Source organism: Streptomyces sp. NPDC002643 (genome assembly GCF_053592555.1).
Map to the genome: position 1 here is coordinate 150,282 of NZ_JBSFVY010000002.1, position 14,422 is coordinate 164,703.

The following is a 14,422-nucleotide window of genomic DNA, read 5'->3' on the forward strand; positions in this document are numbered from 1 at the left end:
TGAGCCATGTGCCGGGGAGCTTGGGGGAGCCATGAGCACGACGACGATGGGGACCATGGGCCTGACGGACCTGAACGACCTGATGGATCTGGCCGAGTTGACCGGGGGGCCGGTCACGAGGTCGGGGCTGACGCTGGATCTGCCCGCCCGGCTGCTGGACGAGGAGTTCGGCGAGAGCAGGGTGTGGCGCTACGAGGACTTCGACTTCCCGGCCACGCTGACGCACGAGCCGACCCGCCGCTTCCTGCGCGACATGGGCCTGCCGGAGGAGCACGCCGTGTTCCACCTCGACACGGACATCCCCCTGCCGACCCTCGCGGAGTACTACGCGGGCGAGCACCCCGAGTACCGCGCGGGCGAGTGTGCCGATGAGCCGACCCCCGTCCAACTCCCCTCCCGGGCCACCCACTTGATACGCCTCGGCCACTTCGTCGAGGGCAACAGCGTCGTGGTCGACGGCACGACGGGCGAGATCCTCAACTGGAGCGAGCGGGAATCCACCCTGTGCTCCCTCCACACGGACATCTCGACGCTGGCGTTCTCGCTGTGGCTGCTGCACAGGGAGAGCAGGGAGAACGGCGCGTGCTTCGGGAACGCCGAGTGGCCGACCACTTGGTAGTGGCCGGCCGGTAAGCGGGCTGGAACACAGAGGCCGTGGCGGGAATCGAACCCACGTAACTCGCTTTGCAGGCGAGTCCCTAAACCACTCGGGCACACGGCCGGGTTGGGAGCGTTTGGGGTGCTCCGGACTTGATGTGTAGACCGTAGGCCGGGCTCGGGTGAGGGCTCAAGGGGTGGGGGCGGGGTGCAATGGGACTGCCATGTGCCGTTCATAAAACGTCGCTGCGGGCGGTCGTACGACCAAGGTCTTAGGTGGTGGGGGACTTGGGACAGGGGTCAACGTCAGGGGTGCCCCTTACCGTGGTGGGCATGGCCGTTCCGAGACCGCGTGGCGCTGGTGTCGCGCATGAGACCGATCTGTCCGTTGGCGTCGCCGAGAGCGAGGAGGGGGTGCTGGGGCGGTCGTATCGGGCGCTCAGCGTCGGCATCGTCTCCGTCGTGTTGCTGATCGCCTTCGAGGCGTCGGCCGTCGGGACCGCCATGCCGGTGGCGGCGCGGGAGTTGAACGGCATCTCGGCGTACGGGTTCGCGTTCTCGGCGTACTTCACGACGAGTCTGTTCGGGATGGTGCTGGCCGGGCAGTGGTCCGACCTGCGGGGGCCCTTGGGGTCGTTGACGACGGGGATCGCGGCGTTCGGGGCCGGGCTGGTGCTGGCCGGGACCGCCGGGGCGATGTGGCTGTTCGTGCTCGGGCGGGCCGTGCAGGGGCTCGGCGGTGGACTGGTGATCGTCGCGCTCTATGTGGTGGTCGGGCGGGCCTATCCGGAGCGGCTGCGTCCGGCGATCATGGCGGCGTTCGCGGCGAGTTGGATACTGCCGACCGTGATCGGCCCGCTCGCCGCCGGTGCCGTAACGGAACACCTCGGCTGGCGCTGGGTGTTCGTGGGCATCCCGGCGCTGGTCGTCCTCCCGCTGGTGCTGGCGCTGCCGCAGATACGGCGGCGGGCGTCGGGTCCGGTGGGGGGAGGGGAGGGTGACGCCGGGGCGGATGTCGGTGCGGATGCCGGTGCCTTCGACCGGCGTCGTATCCGGCTCGCCTTCGGGATCTCGGCCGGGGCCGGGCTGTTGCAGTACGCCGCTCAGGAGTCGCGGTGGTGGTCGCTGGTGCCGGCGGCGGTGGGCGTGGGGTTGCTGGTGCCGGCCGTGCGGGGGCTGCTGCCGAAGGGGACGTATCGGGCGGCGCGGGGGCTGCCGTCCGTGGTGTTGTTGCGGGGGCTGGCGGCGGGGGCGTTCATCGGGGCCGAGGCGTTCGTGCCGTTGATGCTGGTCACCGAGCGGGGGCTCACGCCGACGCAGGCAGGGATGTCGCTGGCGGCGAGTGGGGGGACGTGGGCGTTGGGGTCGTGGATGCAGTCGCGGGCGCGGCTGGAGCCGTATCGGGAGCGGCTGATGACGTTCGGGATGCTGCTGGTCGCGGCGGCGATCGTGGTGGTGCCGAGCGTGCTGATCGAGAGCGTTCCGGTGTGGACCGTGGCGGTGGTGTGGTCGTTCGGCTGCTTCGGGATGGGGCTGGTCATCTCCTCGACCAGCGTGCTGCTGCTCAAGCTCTCCGCCCCCGAGGAGGCCGGTACCAACTCCGCCGCCCTCCAGATGTCCGACGGGCTCTCCAACGCGTTGCTGCTGGCGGCGAGCGGTGCGGCGTTCGCCGCCCTGGGGGGCGGTGCGGTGGGGCACGCGGCCACCACCGCCGCCGCCGAGACGGCTTCGCATCCGGGCGCCTTCGTTGTCGTATTCCTGCCGATGGCGGGGGTGGCGTTGGTGGGGGCTTGGGTGACCAGGCGGTTGCGGGCCGTATAGGCAATTGGTACCAATGTGGTCCCTTGAGTGGTACCGTCGTGGTATGGCTATGAACCTTCGTCTGCGCGACGACCAGCAGGAAGCGCTCAAGCTGCGTGCCGAGGAGGAGGGGCGCAGTATGCACGCCATAGTGCTTCAGGCGATCGATCGGTATCTGGAGCAGGAGGCCGACCGGGCCACGATTCGCCGACTGGGGGCCAAGTACGCGGCGGGTCACGCCGACCTGCTGAAGCGGCTGGGGGAGTAGATGAAGTACCTCACGGTCCAGGAAGTCCTGGACCTGGCGGAGTTGGCGTGCGGGGAGCAGACCCAGGTCGCGGTGCGGGACCTGGGTCTGCTCAGCTCGGCCGTTCACCGCCCCCAGTCGCAGATGTTCGGAGTGGAGGCGTACACGGACCTCTTCGAGAAGGCTGCCGCGCTGCTTCAGTCGCTTGCTGTGAACCACCCCTTGGTGGACGGCAACAAGCGCATGGCCTGGATGTGCACGGTTGTGTTTCTCGATGTCAACGGCACCGAGATGCTCGACATCGATCAGGACGAGGCGTACAAGCTCGTCATCGAGGTGGCGAGCGACAGCCTTGAGGATGTGACCCTGATCGCTGGGCGCTTGAGGACGTTGCACGAGGCGATGTGAGCTGAGTCCCATCCGCCGGTGCCCCGGCGTAGTTCGCGTATTGACGGGCCCGGGCCGCCGGTAGGGTGGCCCGGTTGTCATACGTAGCCGGGGTGTCCGAGTCGGTTTGGTGAGGGCGCCCCGCTGCCTCGCCCCGAGCCGCCCACCCGTCTCCCACCACCGCCCTAACTGACGCGCTTCGCGCGGCCCCTTCGATTCGACCCGCAAAACCCGGAGATCGTGACTACCACCGCCGCATCCTCTTCCACGAGCCACCACCTCTCACCCGCCTTTCCCGGTCGTGCCCCCTGGGGTACGGCCGGCAAGCTGCGTGCCTGGCAGCAGGGGGCGATGGAGAAGTACATCCAGGAGCAGCCGCGGGACTTTCTCGCGGTCGCGACACCCGGAGCCGGGAAGACGACCTTCGCGCTGACGCTCGCGTCCTGGCTGCTGCACCACCATGTCGTGCAGCAGGTCACCGTCGTGGCGCCGACCGAGCATCTGAAGAAGCAGTGGGCGGAGGCGGCGGCGCGGATAGGGATCAAGCTCGATCCCGAGTACAGCGCGGGCCCGCTCGGCAGGGAGTACGACGGGGTCGCCGTCACCTACGCCGGCGTCGGTGTGCGGCCGATGCTGCACCGCAATCGCAGCGAGCAGCGCAAGACCCTCGTCATCCTCGACGAGATCCATCACGCCGGTGACAGCAAGTCCTGGGGTGAGGCGTGTCTTGAGGCCTTCGAGCCGGCGACCCGGCGGCTCGCGCTCACCGGTACGCCGTTCCGGTCCGACACCAACCCCATCCCCTTCGTGGCGTACGAGGAGGGGGCGGACGGGATTCGGCGGTCGTCCGCCGACTACACCTACGGCTACGGGAACGCGCTCGCCGACCATGTCGTGCGGCCCGTCATCTTCCTCTCCTACAGCGGCAACATGCGGTGGCGGACCAAGGCCGGCGACGAGATCGAGGCCCGGCTCGGCGAGCCCATGACCAAGGACGCGATCAGCCAGGCATGGCGTACCGCGCTCGATCCGCGCGGTGAGTGGATGCCGAGTGTGCTGCGCGCCGCCGACCATCGGCTCACCGAGGTCAGGAAGGCGATCCCGGACGCCGGTGCGCTCGTCATCGCCTCCGACCAGGACTCGGCGCGCGCCTACGCCAAGCTGATCCGGGAGATCACGGGGACGAGTGCGACGCTCGTACTGTCCGATGATTCGGGTGCGTCGGACCGGATCGACGAGTTCAGCGGCAGCACCGATCGGTGGATGGTCGCGGTGCGGATGGTGTCCGAGGGCGTCGACGTGCCCCGGCTCGCGGTCGGGGTGTACGCCACGACCATCTCCACGCCGCTGTTCTTCGCGCAGGCCGTCGGGCGGTTCGTACGGTCGAGGCGCCGGGGCGAGACCGCGTCCGTGTTCCTGCCGACGGTGCCCGATCTGCTCGGGTTCGCGGGCGAGATGGAGCGCGAGCGGGACCACGTCCTCGACAAGCCGAAGAAGGGCGGCGAGGAGGACCCGTACGCCGAGGAGGACAAGCTCCTCGCGGAGGCCGAGCGGCAGCAGGACGAGGACACCGGCGACCAGGACATGCTGCCCTTCGAGGCGCTGGAGTCCGACGCCGTGTTCGACCGGGTCATGTACAACGGCGCCGAGTTCGGGATGCAGGCCCACCCCGGGAGCGAGGAGGAGCAGGACTACCTCGGCATTCCCGGGCTGCTGGAGCCGGACCAGGTGCAGTTGCTGCTGCAGAAGCGGCAGGCCCGGCAGATCGCGCACAGCCGGAAGAAGCCGGACGCCGAGGCCGATCTGGTCGAACTCCCGGCCGAGCGGCGGCCCGTCGTCACCCACAAGGAGCTGCTTGAGCTGCGGAAACAGCTCAACGGCATGGTGGGGGCGTACTCGCATCAGAGCGGTAAGCCGCACGGTGTGATCCACACCGAGGTGCGGCGGGTGTGCGGTGGGCCGCCGAGTGCCGAGGCCACGGCCGGGCAGTTGCGGCAGCGGATCGCCAAGGTGCAGGAGTGGGCCACGCGGATGAAGTGACCACCGCGCCGCCGGGCATCCGCTGCCGGGTACGCGGTGATGGGGGCTGTGGGGCTGTGGGGCGTGTGGGTTTGCGGGTGCGCTCGGTGTGGGGGTGTGTGCGCCGGGTGAGGGGCGCCCTTACATTTCGTGACATAAGGAAGTAGTCCATACCGGCGCTTGACCGGATTCTGGACGGAGTCTTCCGCTCAGCGAACCCGCTCGTCTACTGTCCCGCTACGCATACGCCCCGTGGCAGCGCCGCCGCGGAGCGCAGCCGTGAAGCGACTCCGCCCGGATCAACCCGGGTCCAGCCGATCGGCGGCCTCTGTAGCGCGTCGCCGACGGGACCGGTGACGCATCCCTCGCGACTGGGGCCGCCGCCTCACCACGAAGGAGTGGGCGTCGTGACCGCGGAGACCTCTCAAACCCTTGATCGGGGACTACGTGTCCTCAAACTCCTCGCCGACACCGACCACGGGCTGACCGTCACCGAGCTGTCCAACAGGCTCGGGGTCAACCGGACCGTTGTGTACCGTTTGCTCGCCACCCTGGAACAGCACTCTCTTGTACGTCGTGACCTGGGCGGACGTGCCCGGGTGGGGCTCGGTGTGCTGCGGCTGGGGCGGCAGGTGCATCCGCTGGTGCGGGAGGCCGCGCTGCCCGCGTTGCGGGCGTTGGCCGAGGACATCGGGGCGACCGCTCATCTGACGCTGGTCGATGGCAGCGAGGCGCTCGCCGTCGCCGTCGTCGAGCCGACGTGGACGGATTATCACGTCGCCTATCGGGCCGGGTTTCGGCATTCGCTGGATCGGGGGGCCGCGGGGAGGGCGATCCTGGCGGCTCGGCAGCAGCCTGCGGACGGGCCCGGGTACACGCTCACGCATGGGGAGCTGGAGGCGGGGGCCAGTGGGGCCGCGGCTCCTCTGCTCGGGGTGAGCGGGGTCGAGGGGAGTGTGGGGGTGGTGATGTTGGCCGAGGCGATACCGGAGCGGGTGGGGCCTCGGGTGATGGATGCGGCTCGGGAGGTGGCTGATGCGTTGCGGTGAGCGGTGGGGGTTGGGTGCCCTTCGTTGGAGTGGGGCGCCTGGGGTTGGGGCTGAGTACCAGGGGGCGGCTTTGGCAGCCGGGGCTCAGCTTTAAAAGGGGCGCGGGGCTGTGTCGATTTGCGGCTCCGCCGCGTGGGCGCGACCAGCCACGATGTACCGGCAGCCGCGATATCACCCTGTGCCCCCGAGCTATTAGGCACCCGGCGCCGGGGCTGGGCGGGGGTGGGTTTCGCTTGCCGGCGCTGACAGGGTGCCGCTCTCTGTGGGATGGGTGCCGCCCCAGCGGCACGATTGCCCGCAGCTATGACGGCTGGGGTGGCGCCCGCAGCTGTGGCGGCTGGGGTGGCGGCGGCAGCTACGACGGCTGGGGGTGCGAGTACCGGCCCCCGGCCGGAAGTCGTGCTCACGTAGATTGATTCCGTGCTCTCTCGTCTCGACCGTTTTTCGCGGCCCATCGCTGTAGGTATCTGCGCCCTGCCCGTCGTGGGGCTGCTGGCCACGGCCGTGTTCGCGCCGTTGCCGTTTACTGTGGCGCGGCCGGGGATGACGGCGAATGTGCTCGGGGAGAACAAGGGGGAGCCGGTGATCACCGTCTCCGGGGCCGAGACCCGGAGGACGAGTGGGCAGTTGCGGATGACGACCATCGAGGCGACCGGGCCGGAGGCCAGTGTCGGGCTCGGGGACGTGATCGACGCGTGGCTGGATACCGACGAGGCCGTCATGCCCCGGGACGCGGTCTATCCGAGCGGCGAGACCGTCGAGGAGATCCAGGAGTACAACCAGGCCGAGATGAAGAAGTCCCAGGACACGGCGACCGAGGCGGCCCTCGCCCACCTCGGTGAGGACTCCGGCGACATCGAGGTCACCCTGCGCCTCGCCGACGTCGGCGGCCCCAGCGCCGGTCTGCTCTTCTCCCTCGGCATCATCGACAAACTCGACGGCGACGGCAGCGGCGGCGATCTCACCGGCGGTCGGGTCATCGCCGGTACGGGGACCATCGACGCCTCCGGCAACGTCGGTGCCGTCGGCGGTGTGCCCCTCAAGACCCAGGCCGCCCGCCGCGACGGCGCCACCGTCTTCCTCGTCCCGCAGGCCGAGTGCGCCGACGCCAAGGCCGAACTGCCGAAGGGGCTCCGGCTCATCCCCGTCAAGACACTCGACGGCGCCGTGAACGCGCTGGTCGCCCTGGAATCCGGCAAGGGCGAGGTCCCGGCCTGCTGAGCACGAGGAACGGTGCCCGCACCACGTCCCCTGCGCCCGCAGCCCCACTCACCCCTCGCCCCACTCACCCCTCGCCCCACTCACCCCTCCCGTACGAACCCCTCCGCCACCATCCACTCCAACGCCACCTGGTGCGGGTCCTCGCCGTCGACGTCCACCTTGGCGTTCAGCGCGCGGGCCACGTCGTTGTCGAGCCTGCTGGTGAGGGGGGCCAGGATGTCGGCGATCTCGGGCCAGCGCTTCAGGGTGGCTGAGTTGATCTCGGGGGCCGCGTTGTAGTTGGGGAAGAAGCCGCGGTCGTCGGCCATCACGGCCAGCCGCATCGAGGCGATCCGCCCATCCGTGGTGTACACCTCCCCGTACAGGCAACTCCCCTTCGCCGCCTGCGTGTAGATGATCCCGGTGTCCATCTGAGTGATGTTGGCGGCGGGAAGGCGCATGCCGTACGCCCGCTGCAGGCCCGGCAGCCCGTCCGCGCGGTTGGCGAACTCGCTCTCCACGCACAACGTGACCGCCCGGGGATCGCGTGCGGCCAGCCCGGCCACGTCGGAGAGGCTCCTCGTGCGGTACTTGGCGGAGTTCGCGCGGTTCAGAGCGAGCGCGTAGGTGTTGTTGAGGGCGGCGGGCGGCAGCCAGGTCAGACCGTTCCCCAGGTCGGCGTCGCGTACCGCCTTCCACTGGCGGCGCGGGTCGGCGATGGGGGTGCTGTTGCCCTGGTAGGTGATCCAGGCGGTGCCCGTGTACTCGTACATGGCGTCCGCCTCCCCGCTGCGCACCGCCTCCCGGGCGCCGAACGAACCCTGGATGCCGGTACGGTCGACCACCTCCGCCCCGGCCGCCTGGAACGCGATGCCCATCATCGCGCCGAGGATCAGGTTCTCGGTGAAGTCCTTGGAGGTCACGGTCAGCTCGGCGCCCGCCAGTGGCCGGCCCTTCCCGAGGGAGCCGGGCCGTACGTCGTCGGTCATGGGGGAGCCGCTGGTGAGGCCGCAGGAGGCCGAGAGCAGGGCGAGTAATGAGCAGAGGGCCGGCGCGGCGGCGGCCCGCGGCGGGGGCGTACGGCTCATGGGTCCGTCTCCAACCCCCTGGGCCGCAGCGCCAGTTCGGCCAGGGAGGCCAGCCAGTCGATCAGGAGGGCCAGGGTGACCGTGAGGATCGATCCCAGGACCAGGACCGGCATGCGGTGGGTGGTGATGCCGGTGGTGATCAGTACGCCGAGGCCGCCGCCTCCGCCGAACGTGGCGAGGGTGGCCGTGCCCACGCTCAAAACCAGGGCCGTGCGGACGCCCGCGAGGATCAGGGGAAGGGCGAGAGGGAGTTCGACGCGGGTGAGGACCTGGGCCGGTGACATGCCGATGCCCCTGGCGGCTTCCAGGAGGGTGGGGTCGTTCGATTTCAGGCCGGTGATCGTGTTGGAGAGGACCGGTAGGACGGCGTAGATGACGATGCCGATCAGGGCGGCCGTGCGGCCGATGCCGAGCCAGATCACGAGGAGGGCGAGCAGGCCGATGGCCGGGGTGGCCTGGCCGGTGTTGGCGATCGCCATGGCGGCGGGGGTTGCTCTGTGGAAGGGGTGGCGGGTGAGGAGGATGCCGAGGGGGATCGCGGTCAGGAGGACGAAGAAGGTCGAGATCGCGGTCAGTTGGATGTGTTGCCAGAGGGCTTGGGAGACCTGGTCGTTCGAGAGGGCGTTCTCGGTGATCGGGTCGAGATCCGCCTGGCGGAACCAGAGCCAGGTGGAGAGGAGGACGAGTACGAGGAGGGCGGGCAGGAGGGTGAGCTTTTGCCAGGTCAGGTGGGGAGGGCCAACCGCCAGGCGGGGCGGGGTGGGTGCGTGGTCCGGTGCCGGGGCTGGGCGGGGCGGGGTTTCGCTTGCCGGCGCTTGCCGGGTGCCGCTCTCTTTGGGATGGGCGCCCCCCTCTTTGGGATGGGCGCCGCCCCAGCGGCACGATTGCCCGCAGCTATGACGACTACTGGGTGGGCAGCTGCCGCAGTGGCATGACTGTCCGCAGCTACGACGGCTGCTGGGCGCCTCCGGGGCCGTCATCCGCTTGACCCCCGCTTCGCCCGGCCTCCCACGAAACCCGATACGAAATCGTCCGCCGGGCTGGTGAGGATTGCCTCGGGAGTATCGAACTGGGCGATGCGTGACCGTTCGCCGAGGATCGCGATGCGGTCGGCCAGTTTGAGGGCCTCGTCGACGTCGTGGGTGACGAAGACGATCGTCTTGCGGAGTTCGCGTTGGAGGTGGAGCAGCTCGTCCTGGAGGCGGTCGCGGGTGAGGGGGTCCACGGCGCCGAAGGGTTCGTCCATCAGGAGGACGGGAGGATCGGCGGCCAGGGCCCGGGCCACGCCCACGCGTTGTTGCTGGCCGCCGGAGAGCCGGCGGGGGTAGCGGTCGTGGAAGTCGCCGGGGTCGAGGCCCACCAGATGCAGCATCTCCGTCACCCGCGCCCTGACCCGCGACGCCGGCCAGCCGACCATCTTCGGGACCAGGGCGATGTTCTGGGCGACGGTCATATGGGGGAAGAGGCCCGACGACTGGATCGCATAGCCGATCTTGCGTCGTAGCTTGACCGGATCAATGTCGGTCACGTCCTCATCATTGATCCGGATGGAACCACTGGACGGCTCGATCAACCTGTTGATCATCTTGAGCGTTGTCGACTTGCCGCACCCCGAGGGGCCGACGAGCACCACCGTCTCGCCCGCGTTGATCCGCATATTGACGCCATTGACGGAGGGTTGACGGCTGCCTTGATAGCGCTTGGTGAGATTGATCAGCTCAATGGTTGCGCCGGTCGTACGGTTGTCAACCACGAATCCCCCTCGTAATCGTCAACCGCCCGACCAGTACATAGGCCGCGTCGAAGAGCAGGGCCAGGGCGATGATGCCGAGGGTGCCGGCGAGGACCTGGTTGAGGGCGTTGGCGCTGCCCAGGGAGGCGATGCCGCGGAAGATCTCGTTGCCGAGACCGGGGCCGGAGGCATACGCGGCGATGGCGGCGATGCCCATCAGCATCTGGGTGGAGACCCGGATGCCCGTGAGAACGGCCGGCCAGGCGAGCGGCAGTTCGACGCGTGTCAGCCGTGCCGTCCGGGACATGCCGATGCCCTTCGCCGCGTCCACCAGCGCCGGGTCGACCCCGCGCAGGCCCACGATCGCGTTCCGGACCACCGGCAGCAGCCCGTACAGCGTCAGGGCGATGACGGTCGGGGCCACGCCCAGCCCCACCACCGGGATCAGCAGGCCGATCAGGGCGAGGGAGGGGACGGTCAGGACGGCGGAGGTGGTGACCGTGGCGAGGCCGGCGGCCCATGCGCTGCGATAGGTGACGACACCGATGAGCACACCGAAGACGGTCGCCAGGACCATGCACTGGAACACGGCGCTCGCATGCTGATACGCGTCGAACAGCAGGCGCTCGTGGTAACTGCACAGGTACTCCCAGAAACTCACCGCCACCTCACCGCCACGTCACCGTCACGCGCTCCCGCAGGCGACCGACCGGCACGACCCGATCGACCCGATCGACCCGATCGGCCCGCTCGACCCGATCGGCTCACTCGGCTACGTCGTCGTCTCCCGGTCCTCCGCCGCCTGTTCCACCAGCGGGATGATCCGCAGCGGAACGGGGTTCTCCATGACGATCGCGGTGGAGGCCCGGACGATCCCATCGAAACCGACAACCAGGTCGATCACCCGTTGAAGATCGGCGTTCGAACGGGCCACCAGACGGCACAGCATGTCTCCACTGCCGGTCGTCGTATGCAGCTCCAGCACCTCCGGCACGGTCGCCAAGTGCGCCCGTACACGCGCCCCTTGACCCTGTCGGATCTGCAGCGTCGCGAACGCCGTCACCGGATAGCCGAGGGCGGCCGGATCGACCTGGGGCCCGAATCCCCGGATCACTCCATTCGACTGAAGCCGGTCCAGCCGCGCCTGGACCGTGCCGCGCGCGACCCCGAGCCGCCGCGACATCTCCAGCACCCCGATACGCGGCTCCCGCGCCAACAGCACGATCAACCGACCATCCAGATGATCGATCGCCATGAGACCTCCCCGGTTGGTCACCCTGCACAGAAAACCCGCCCGAACCCCCGCACGGTTGAGCACATTGTGCAGCAAGAAAGCGAAGTGTTGCGCACCTTGTGAGGCGGGAGGACTCTGCGACTATGGCAGCCACCTCCGCGCACACCCACCATGTCCCCGACACCGCACGGCAGGCAGACCCCTTCCCGGTCAAGGGAATGGACGCTGTCGTCTTCGCCGTGGGCAACGCCAAACAGGCCGCCCACTACTACTCGACCGCCTTCGGTATGCGGCTCGTGGCCTATGCCGGGCCCGAGACCGGCAGCCGTGAGACGGCGAGCTATGTCCTGGAGAACGGCTCGGCCCGGTTCGTCCTCACCTCGGTGGTGAAGGCGGCCACCCCCTGGGGCCACTTCCTCGCCGAGCATGTCGCCGAGCACGGGGACGGCGTCGTCGACCTCGCCATCGAGGTCCCGGACGCGCGCCGGGCGTACGCCTACGCCGTCGAACACGGCGCCCGCTCGGTCGCCGAGCCGTACGAGGTCGAGGACGAGCACGGCACGGTCGTCCTGGCGTCGATCGCCACCTACGGCACCACCCGCCACACCCTCGTCGAACGCGGCGCCTACGACGGCTTGTACCTCCCCGGCTACGCCGCCGCCGACCCCCTCGTCGAACCGCCCGCCCAGCGCACCTTCCAGGCCATCGACCACTGCGTCGGCAACGTCGAACTCGGCCGGATGAACGACTGGGTCGACTTCTACCACCGCGTCATGGGCTTCACGAACATGAAGGAGTTCGTCGGCGACGACATCGCCACCGAGTACAGCGCCCTGATGTCGAAGGTCGTCGCGGACGGCACCCTCAAGGTCAAGTTCCCGATCAACGAGCCCGCTATCGCCAAGAAGAAGTCCCAGATCGACGAGTATCTGGAGTTCTACGGCGGGGCCGGCGTCCAGCACATCGCGCTGAACACCAACGACATCGTGCGGACCGTACGCACGATGCGGGCGGCGGGGGTCCAGTTCCTGGACACGCCCGACTCGTACTACGACACCCTGGGGGAGTGGGTCGGCGACACCCGGGTTCCCGTCGAGACCCTGCGCGAGCTGAAGATCCTCGCCGATCGCGACGAGGACGGGTATCTGTTGCAGATCTTCACCAAGCCGGTTCAGGACCGTCCGACGGTCTTCTTCGAGATCATCGAACGGCATGGCTCCATGGGCTTCGGAAAGGGCAACTTCAAGGCGCTGTTCGAGGCGATCGAGAGGGAGCAGGAGAGGCGGGGGAATCTTTAGCGGGGGCGCCTAACAGCTCGGGGGTATGGGTGAGATGGCGACTGCGGGTGGTGTGTGGTTGCTCGCGCAGTTCCCCGCGCCCCTGAACAGGGGGCTTCGCCCCTGTTCGAAAGACAGGCCCGCAGGGCCATGTCTTTCAGGGGCGCGGGGAACTGCGCGACCAGCCACCTACGGCCCGCAGTCGCCGTCCTACCCGTACCCCCGAGCTATGAGGCGCCCCTCCCCACATACGGATTGATCCTCCCCGCCTCCTCCAAATGCCTCCGCGCCGAAGCCGAAAGCCCGAGCGCCTGCTCGATCTCCCCCCGGCGGTGCATACGCACCGCACTGCGCACCTCCCCACCCCGCCCCCGGTCCGTCGCCCGGAGGGCATAGCGCAACGCCTCCTCGTCCTCACCGGCCCGATGCAGCGCCCACCCCAGCGCATCGGCCACCCCCAGCCCGGGCTGTCGCCGCCACTCCTCGCGAAGCACCCGCACCGCGACCTCCGGATCACCGTGGTCCGCCTCCAACGCCCCGAGGACGAGCGAGTCGTTCACCCCGGCGGCGGCCGACGCGCGCACCAGGGCCCGTACCACCCCGTACTGCTTCCGCGCCGCCTCCTCCCGCCCCAGCGCCTCGTACAACTCGCCCAGCCGCAGCGCGACTTGGGGTGACGGGCGCAGCGCGAGCGACGCCCGGTACGCCCGTACGCCCTCAGGCGCGCGGCCCAGCGCCGCGAGCGCCCGCCCCCGGCAGGCCTCCGCCTCCGCGTCACCCCCGGGGATCAGCCGTCCGGCGGTCCCGCAGTAGCGCAGTGACGCCTCGGCCTCCCCGCGCTCCCACGCCAACTCCCCGGCCCTGACCCACCACGCGGCCTCCTCGGCGGGCGTCTCCGCCGAGATCGCGGCGTCGGTGATCGCCGAGGCCGCGTCCTCCCGGCGCCCCTCGTCCCAGTACACCGACGCGGCCCGCGCCCGCACCGCGGCGGCGGCCCCCGGCGCCACCTCCAGCTCCAGCAGTTCCCCCAAGATCTCGCGGGCGTCCCGGTAGCGGCCGAGCCCGTCGTACGCGTCGATGAGCAGGACGTACGAGGTCCAGCGCCCGGGGGAGTCCCGCACCGCCCGCTCGGCCCAGTCGCGGGCCGTGGCGAAGTCCCGGCGGGCGGTGGCCAGCGCGGCCATGCCGTCGACGGCCGCCGCGTTCTCGTGCGGCCGGAGCGTCAGCGATCTGCGCAGCGCCCGCGCGGCCTTCGGATAGTCGGTCACGGCACCGGCCCGCCGCGCCCGTTCGACATACGCCGTACCGAGCACCGCCCACGACCCGTGATCCCGGGGCCGCGCCCGCACCCGCCCCTCGCGCTCACGAATGACCGCCGAGAGGTCCGACGCCGCCATCGGAACCCCCGCCCGCACCACCCTCGCCCGCACCGCTTCCGCGGCACGCCCCTGAGGCCCCGGCGCTCCCACCGCCCCCACCGCACCCACAGCCCCCGCAGCACCACCCGTAACCGCTGGCTCCACCGCCCCGGCACCCCGCCCGCCGTCACCGCCTCCCCCGTCCGGCGGTACCACCCTCACCGCACCCCCGAGCACCACACCCCCGACCACGGCACACCCGAAGGCCACGGCCCACAGGCCCCGACGCCGCCCCTTCCCCCTCGACGCTCCCCGGCCGACCCGCCGCTCGTTCTCCTCGGACTCCTCAGACATGCCGCTCACTGTGCGTCCACACGGCGGTCACGTCCCGTACCCGGGGGCTCGCGCCGACGGCCTTCACACCGATGGCCGTG

13 protein-coding genes, 1 tRNA gene and 1 pseudogene are annotated in these 14,422 nt (G+C 69.9%); 8 read left to right on the forward strand and 7 right to left on the reverse strand.

The genetic code is table 11. From position 1 onward, the window contains the following. Nucleotides 1–31: 31 nt before the first annotated feature. Complete coding sequence (locus ACWD4G_RS03150; RefSeq protein ID WP_451290421.1) at nucleotides 32–619, forward strand: SUKH-4 family immunity protein; 588 nt, start codon at nucleotides 32–34, stop codon at nucleotides 617–619. Between the two features lie 30 nt (nucleotides 620–649). On the opposite strand, the gene ACWD4G_RS03155 is transcribed toward ACWD4G_RS03150, so the two are convergent. Beyond that, nucleotides 650–721, reverse strand: a tRNA-Cys gene (locus ACWD4G_RS03155). Between the two features lie 209 nt (nucleotides 722–930). Between ACWD4G_RS03155 and ACWD4G_RS03160 the strand changes: the two genes are divergently transcribed. The 6 genes from ACWD4G_RS03160 (at nucleotide 931) to ACWD4G_RS03185 (ending at nucleotide 7,320) form a co-directional block, all read left to right on the forward strand. Beyond that, complete coding sequence (locus tag ACWD4G_RS03160; RefSeq protein ID WP_451290423.1) at nucleotides 931–2,418, forward strand: MFS transporter; 1,488 nt, start codon at nucleotides 931–933, stop codon at nucleotides 2,416–2,418. A 49-nt stretch (nucleotides 2,419–2,467) separates the two neighbouring features. Further along, nucleotides 2,468–2,665 carry an Arc family DNA-binding protein gene (locus tag ACWD4G_RS03165; RefSeq protein ID WP_451290756.1) on the forward strand — a complete coding sequence of 66 codons (198 nt, stop codon included), beginning with the start codon at nucleotides 2,468–2,470 and terminating at the stop codon, nucleotides 2,663–2,665. Next, nucleotides 2,666–3,052, forward strand: a complete 387-nt coding sequence (locus tag ACWD4G_RS03170; protein WP_451290424.1) for a type II toxin-antitoxin system death-on-curing family toxin — start codon at nucleotides 2,666–2,668, stop codon at nucleotides 3,050–3,052. Between the two features lie 219 nt (nucleotides 3,053–3,271). Next, a complete protein-coding gene (locus ACWD4G_RS03175) occupies nucleotides 3,272–5,071 on the forward strand; it encodes a DEAD/DEAH box helicase (protein WP_451290425.1) in 1,800 nt (599 codons plus the stop codon). Nucleotides 5,072–5,457: 386 nt separating this feature from the next. Further along, complete coding sequence (locus ACWD4G_RS03180) at nucleotides 5,458–6,099, forward strand: IclR family transcriptional regulator (protein WP_451290426.1); 642 nt, start codon at nucleotides 5,458–5,460, stop codon at nucleotides 6,097–6,099. A gap of 420 nt (nucleotides 6,100–6,519) precedes the next feature. Continuing rightward, nucleotides 6,520–7,320 carry a YlbL family protein gene (locus ACWD4G_RS03185; protein WP_451290428.1) on the forward strand — a complete coding sequence of 267 codons (801 nt, stop codon included), beginning with the start codon at nucleotides 6,520–6,522 and terminating at the stop codon, nucleotides 7,318–7,320. A gap of 80 nt (nucleotides 7,321–7,400) precedes the next feature. On the opposite strand, the gene ACWD4G_RS03190 is transcribed toward ACWD4G_RS03185, so the two are convergent. The 5 genes and pseudogenes from ACWD4G_RS03190 to ACWD4G_RS03210 all read right to left on the reverse strand — a co-directional run bounded on the left by ACWD4G_RS03190 (nucleotide 7,401) and on the right by ACWD4G_RS03210 (nucleotide 11,374). Further along, complete coding sequence (locus ACWD4G_RS03190) at nucleotides 7,401–8,387, reverse strand: glycine betaine ABC transporter substrate-binding protein (RefSeq protein ID WP_451290429.1); 987 nt, start codon at nucleotides 8,385–8,387, stop codon at nucleotides 7,401–7,403. Beyond that, the gene (locus ACWD4G_RS03195; protein WP_451290430.1) at nucleotides 8,384–9,367 is read right to left on the reverse strand and encodes an ABC transporter permease; all 984 of its coding nucleotides are present in this window, start codon (nucleotides 9,365–9,367) and stop codon (nucleotides 8,384–8,386) included. Before ACWD4G_RS03195 ends, ACWD4G_RS03190 begins: the two co-directional genes overlap by 4 nt. Before the next feature lie 17 nt (nucleotides 9,368–9,384). Next, nucleotides 9,385–10,140, reverse strand: a pseudogene (locus ACWD4G_RS03200) (ABC transporter ATP-binding protein); the annotation flags it as partial. Further along, nucleotides 10,133–10,780, reverse strand: coding sequence for an ABC transporter permease (locus ACWD4G_RS03205; RefSeq protein ID WP_451290431.1), 648 nt, complete (start codon nucleotides 10,778–10,780; stop codon nucleotides 10,133–10,135). The gene ACWD4G_RS03205 and the pseudogene ACWD4G_RS03200, both read right to left, overlap by 8 nt. A 111-nt stretch (nucleotides 10,781–10,891) precedes the next feature. Further along, entirely contained in the window at nucleotides 10,892–11,374 is a 483-nt protein-coding gene (locus ACWD4G_RS03210) for an Lrp/AsnC family transcriptional regulator (protein WP_451290432.1), read from the reverse strand. A 122-nt stretch (nucleotides 11,375–11,496) separates the two neighbouring features. Between ACWD4G_RS03210 and hppD the strand changes: the two genes are divergently transcribed. Further along, on the forward strand, nucleotides 11,497–12,651 hold the full coding sequence (hppD, locus tag ACWD4G_RS03215) for a 4-hydroxyphenylpyruvate dioxygenase (RefSeq protein ID WP_451290433.1): 1,155 nt from the start codon (nucleotides 11,497–11,499) through the stop codon (nucleotides 12,649–12,651). A 206-nt stretch (nucleotides 12,652–12,857) separates the two neighbouring features. On the opposite strand, the gene ACWD4G_RS03220 is transcribed toward hppD, so the two are convergent. Next, a complete protein-coding gene (locus ACWD4G_RS03220) occupies nucleotides 12,858–14,342 on the reverse strand; it encodes a tetratricopeptide repeat protein (protein ID WP_451290435.1) in 1,485 nt (494 codons plus the stop codon). Nucleotides 14,343–14,422 lie beyond the last annotated feature (80 nt).

Excerpts from the sequence above, each read along its gene's own strand:
- ACWD4G_RS03150 (WP_451290421.1), top strand. The coding sequence starts at position 32 with ATGAGCACGACGACGATGGGGACCATGGGCCTGACGGACCTGAACGAC.
- ACWD4G_RS03160 (WP_451290423.1), top strand. The coding sequence starts at position 931 with ATGGCCGTTCCGAGACCGCGTGGCGCTGGTGTCGCGCATGAGACCGAT.
- ACWD4G_RS03165 (WP_451290756.1), top strand. The coding sequence starts at position 2,468 with ATGAACCTTCGTCTGCGCGACGACCAGCAGGAAGCGCTCAAGCTGCGT.
- ACWD4G_RS03170 (WP_451290424.1), top strand. The coding sequence starts at position 2,666 with ATGAAGTACCTCACGGTCCAGGAAGTCCTGGACCTGGCGGAGTTGGCG.
- ACWD4G_RS03190 (WP_451290429.1), bottom strand. The coding sequence starts at position 8,387 with ATGAGCCGTACGCCCCCGCCGCGGGCCGCCGCCGCGCCGGCCCTCTGC.
- ACWD4G_RS03195 (WP_451290430.1), bottom strand. The coding sequence starts at position 9,367 with ATGACGGCCCCGGAGGCGCCCAGCAGCCGTCGTAGCTGCGGACAGTCA.
- ACWD4G_RS03210 (WP_451290432.1), bottom strand. The coding sequence starts at position 11,374 with ATGGCGATCGATCATCTGGATGGTCGGTTGATCGTGCTGTTGGCGCGG.
- hppD (WP_451290433.1), top strand. The coding sequence starts at position 11,497 with ATGGCAGCCACCTCCGCGCACACCCACCATGTCCCCGACACCGCACGG.
- ACWD4G_RS03220 (WP_451290435.1), bottom strand. The coding sequence starts at position 14,342 with ATGTCTGAGGAGTCCGAGGAGAACGAGCGGCGGGTCGGCCGGGGAGCG.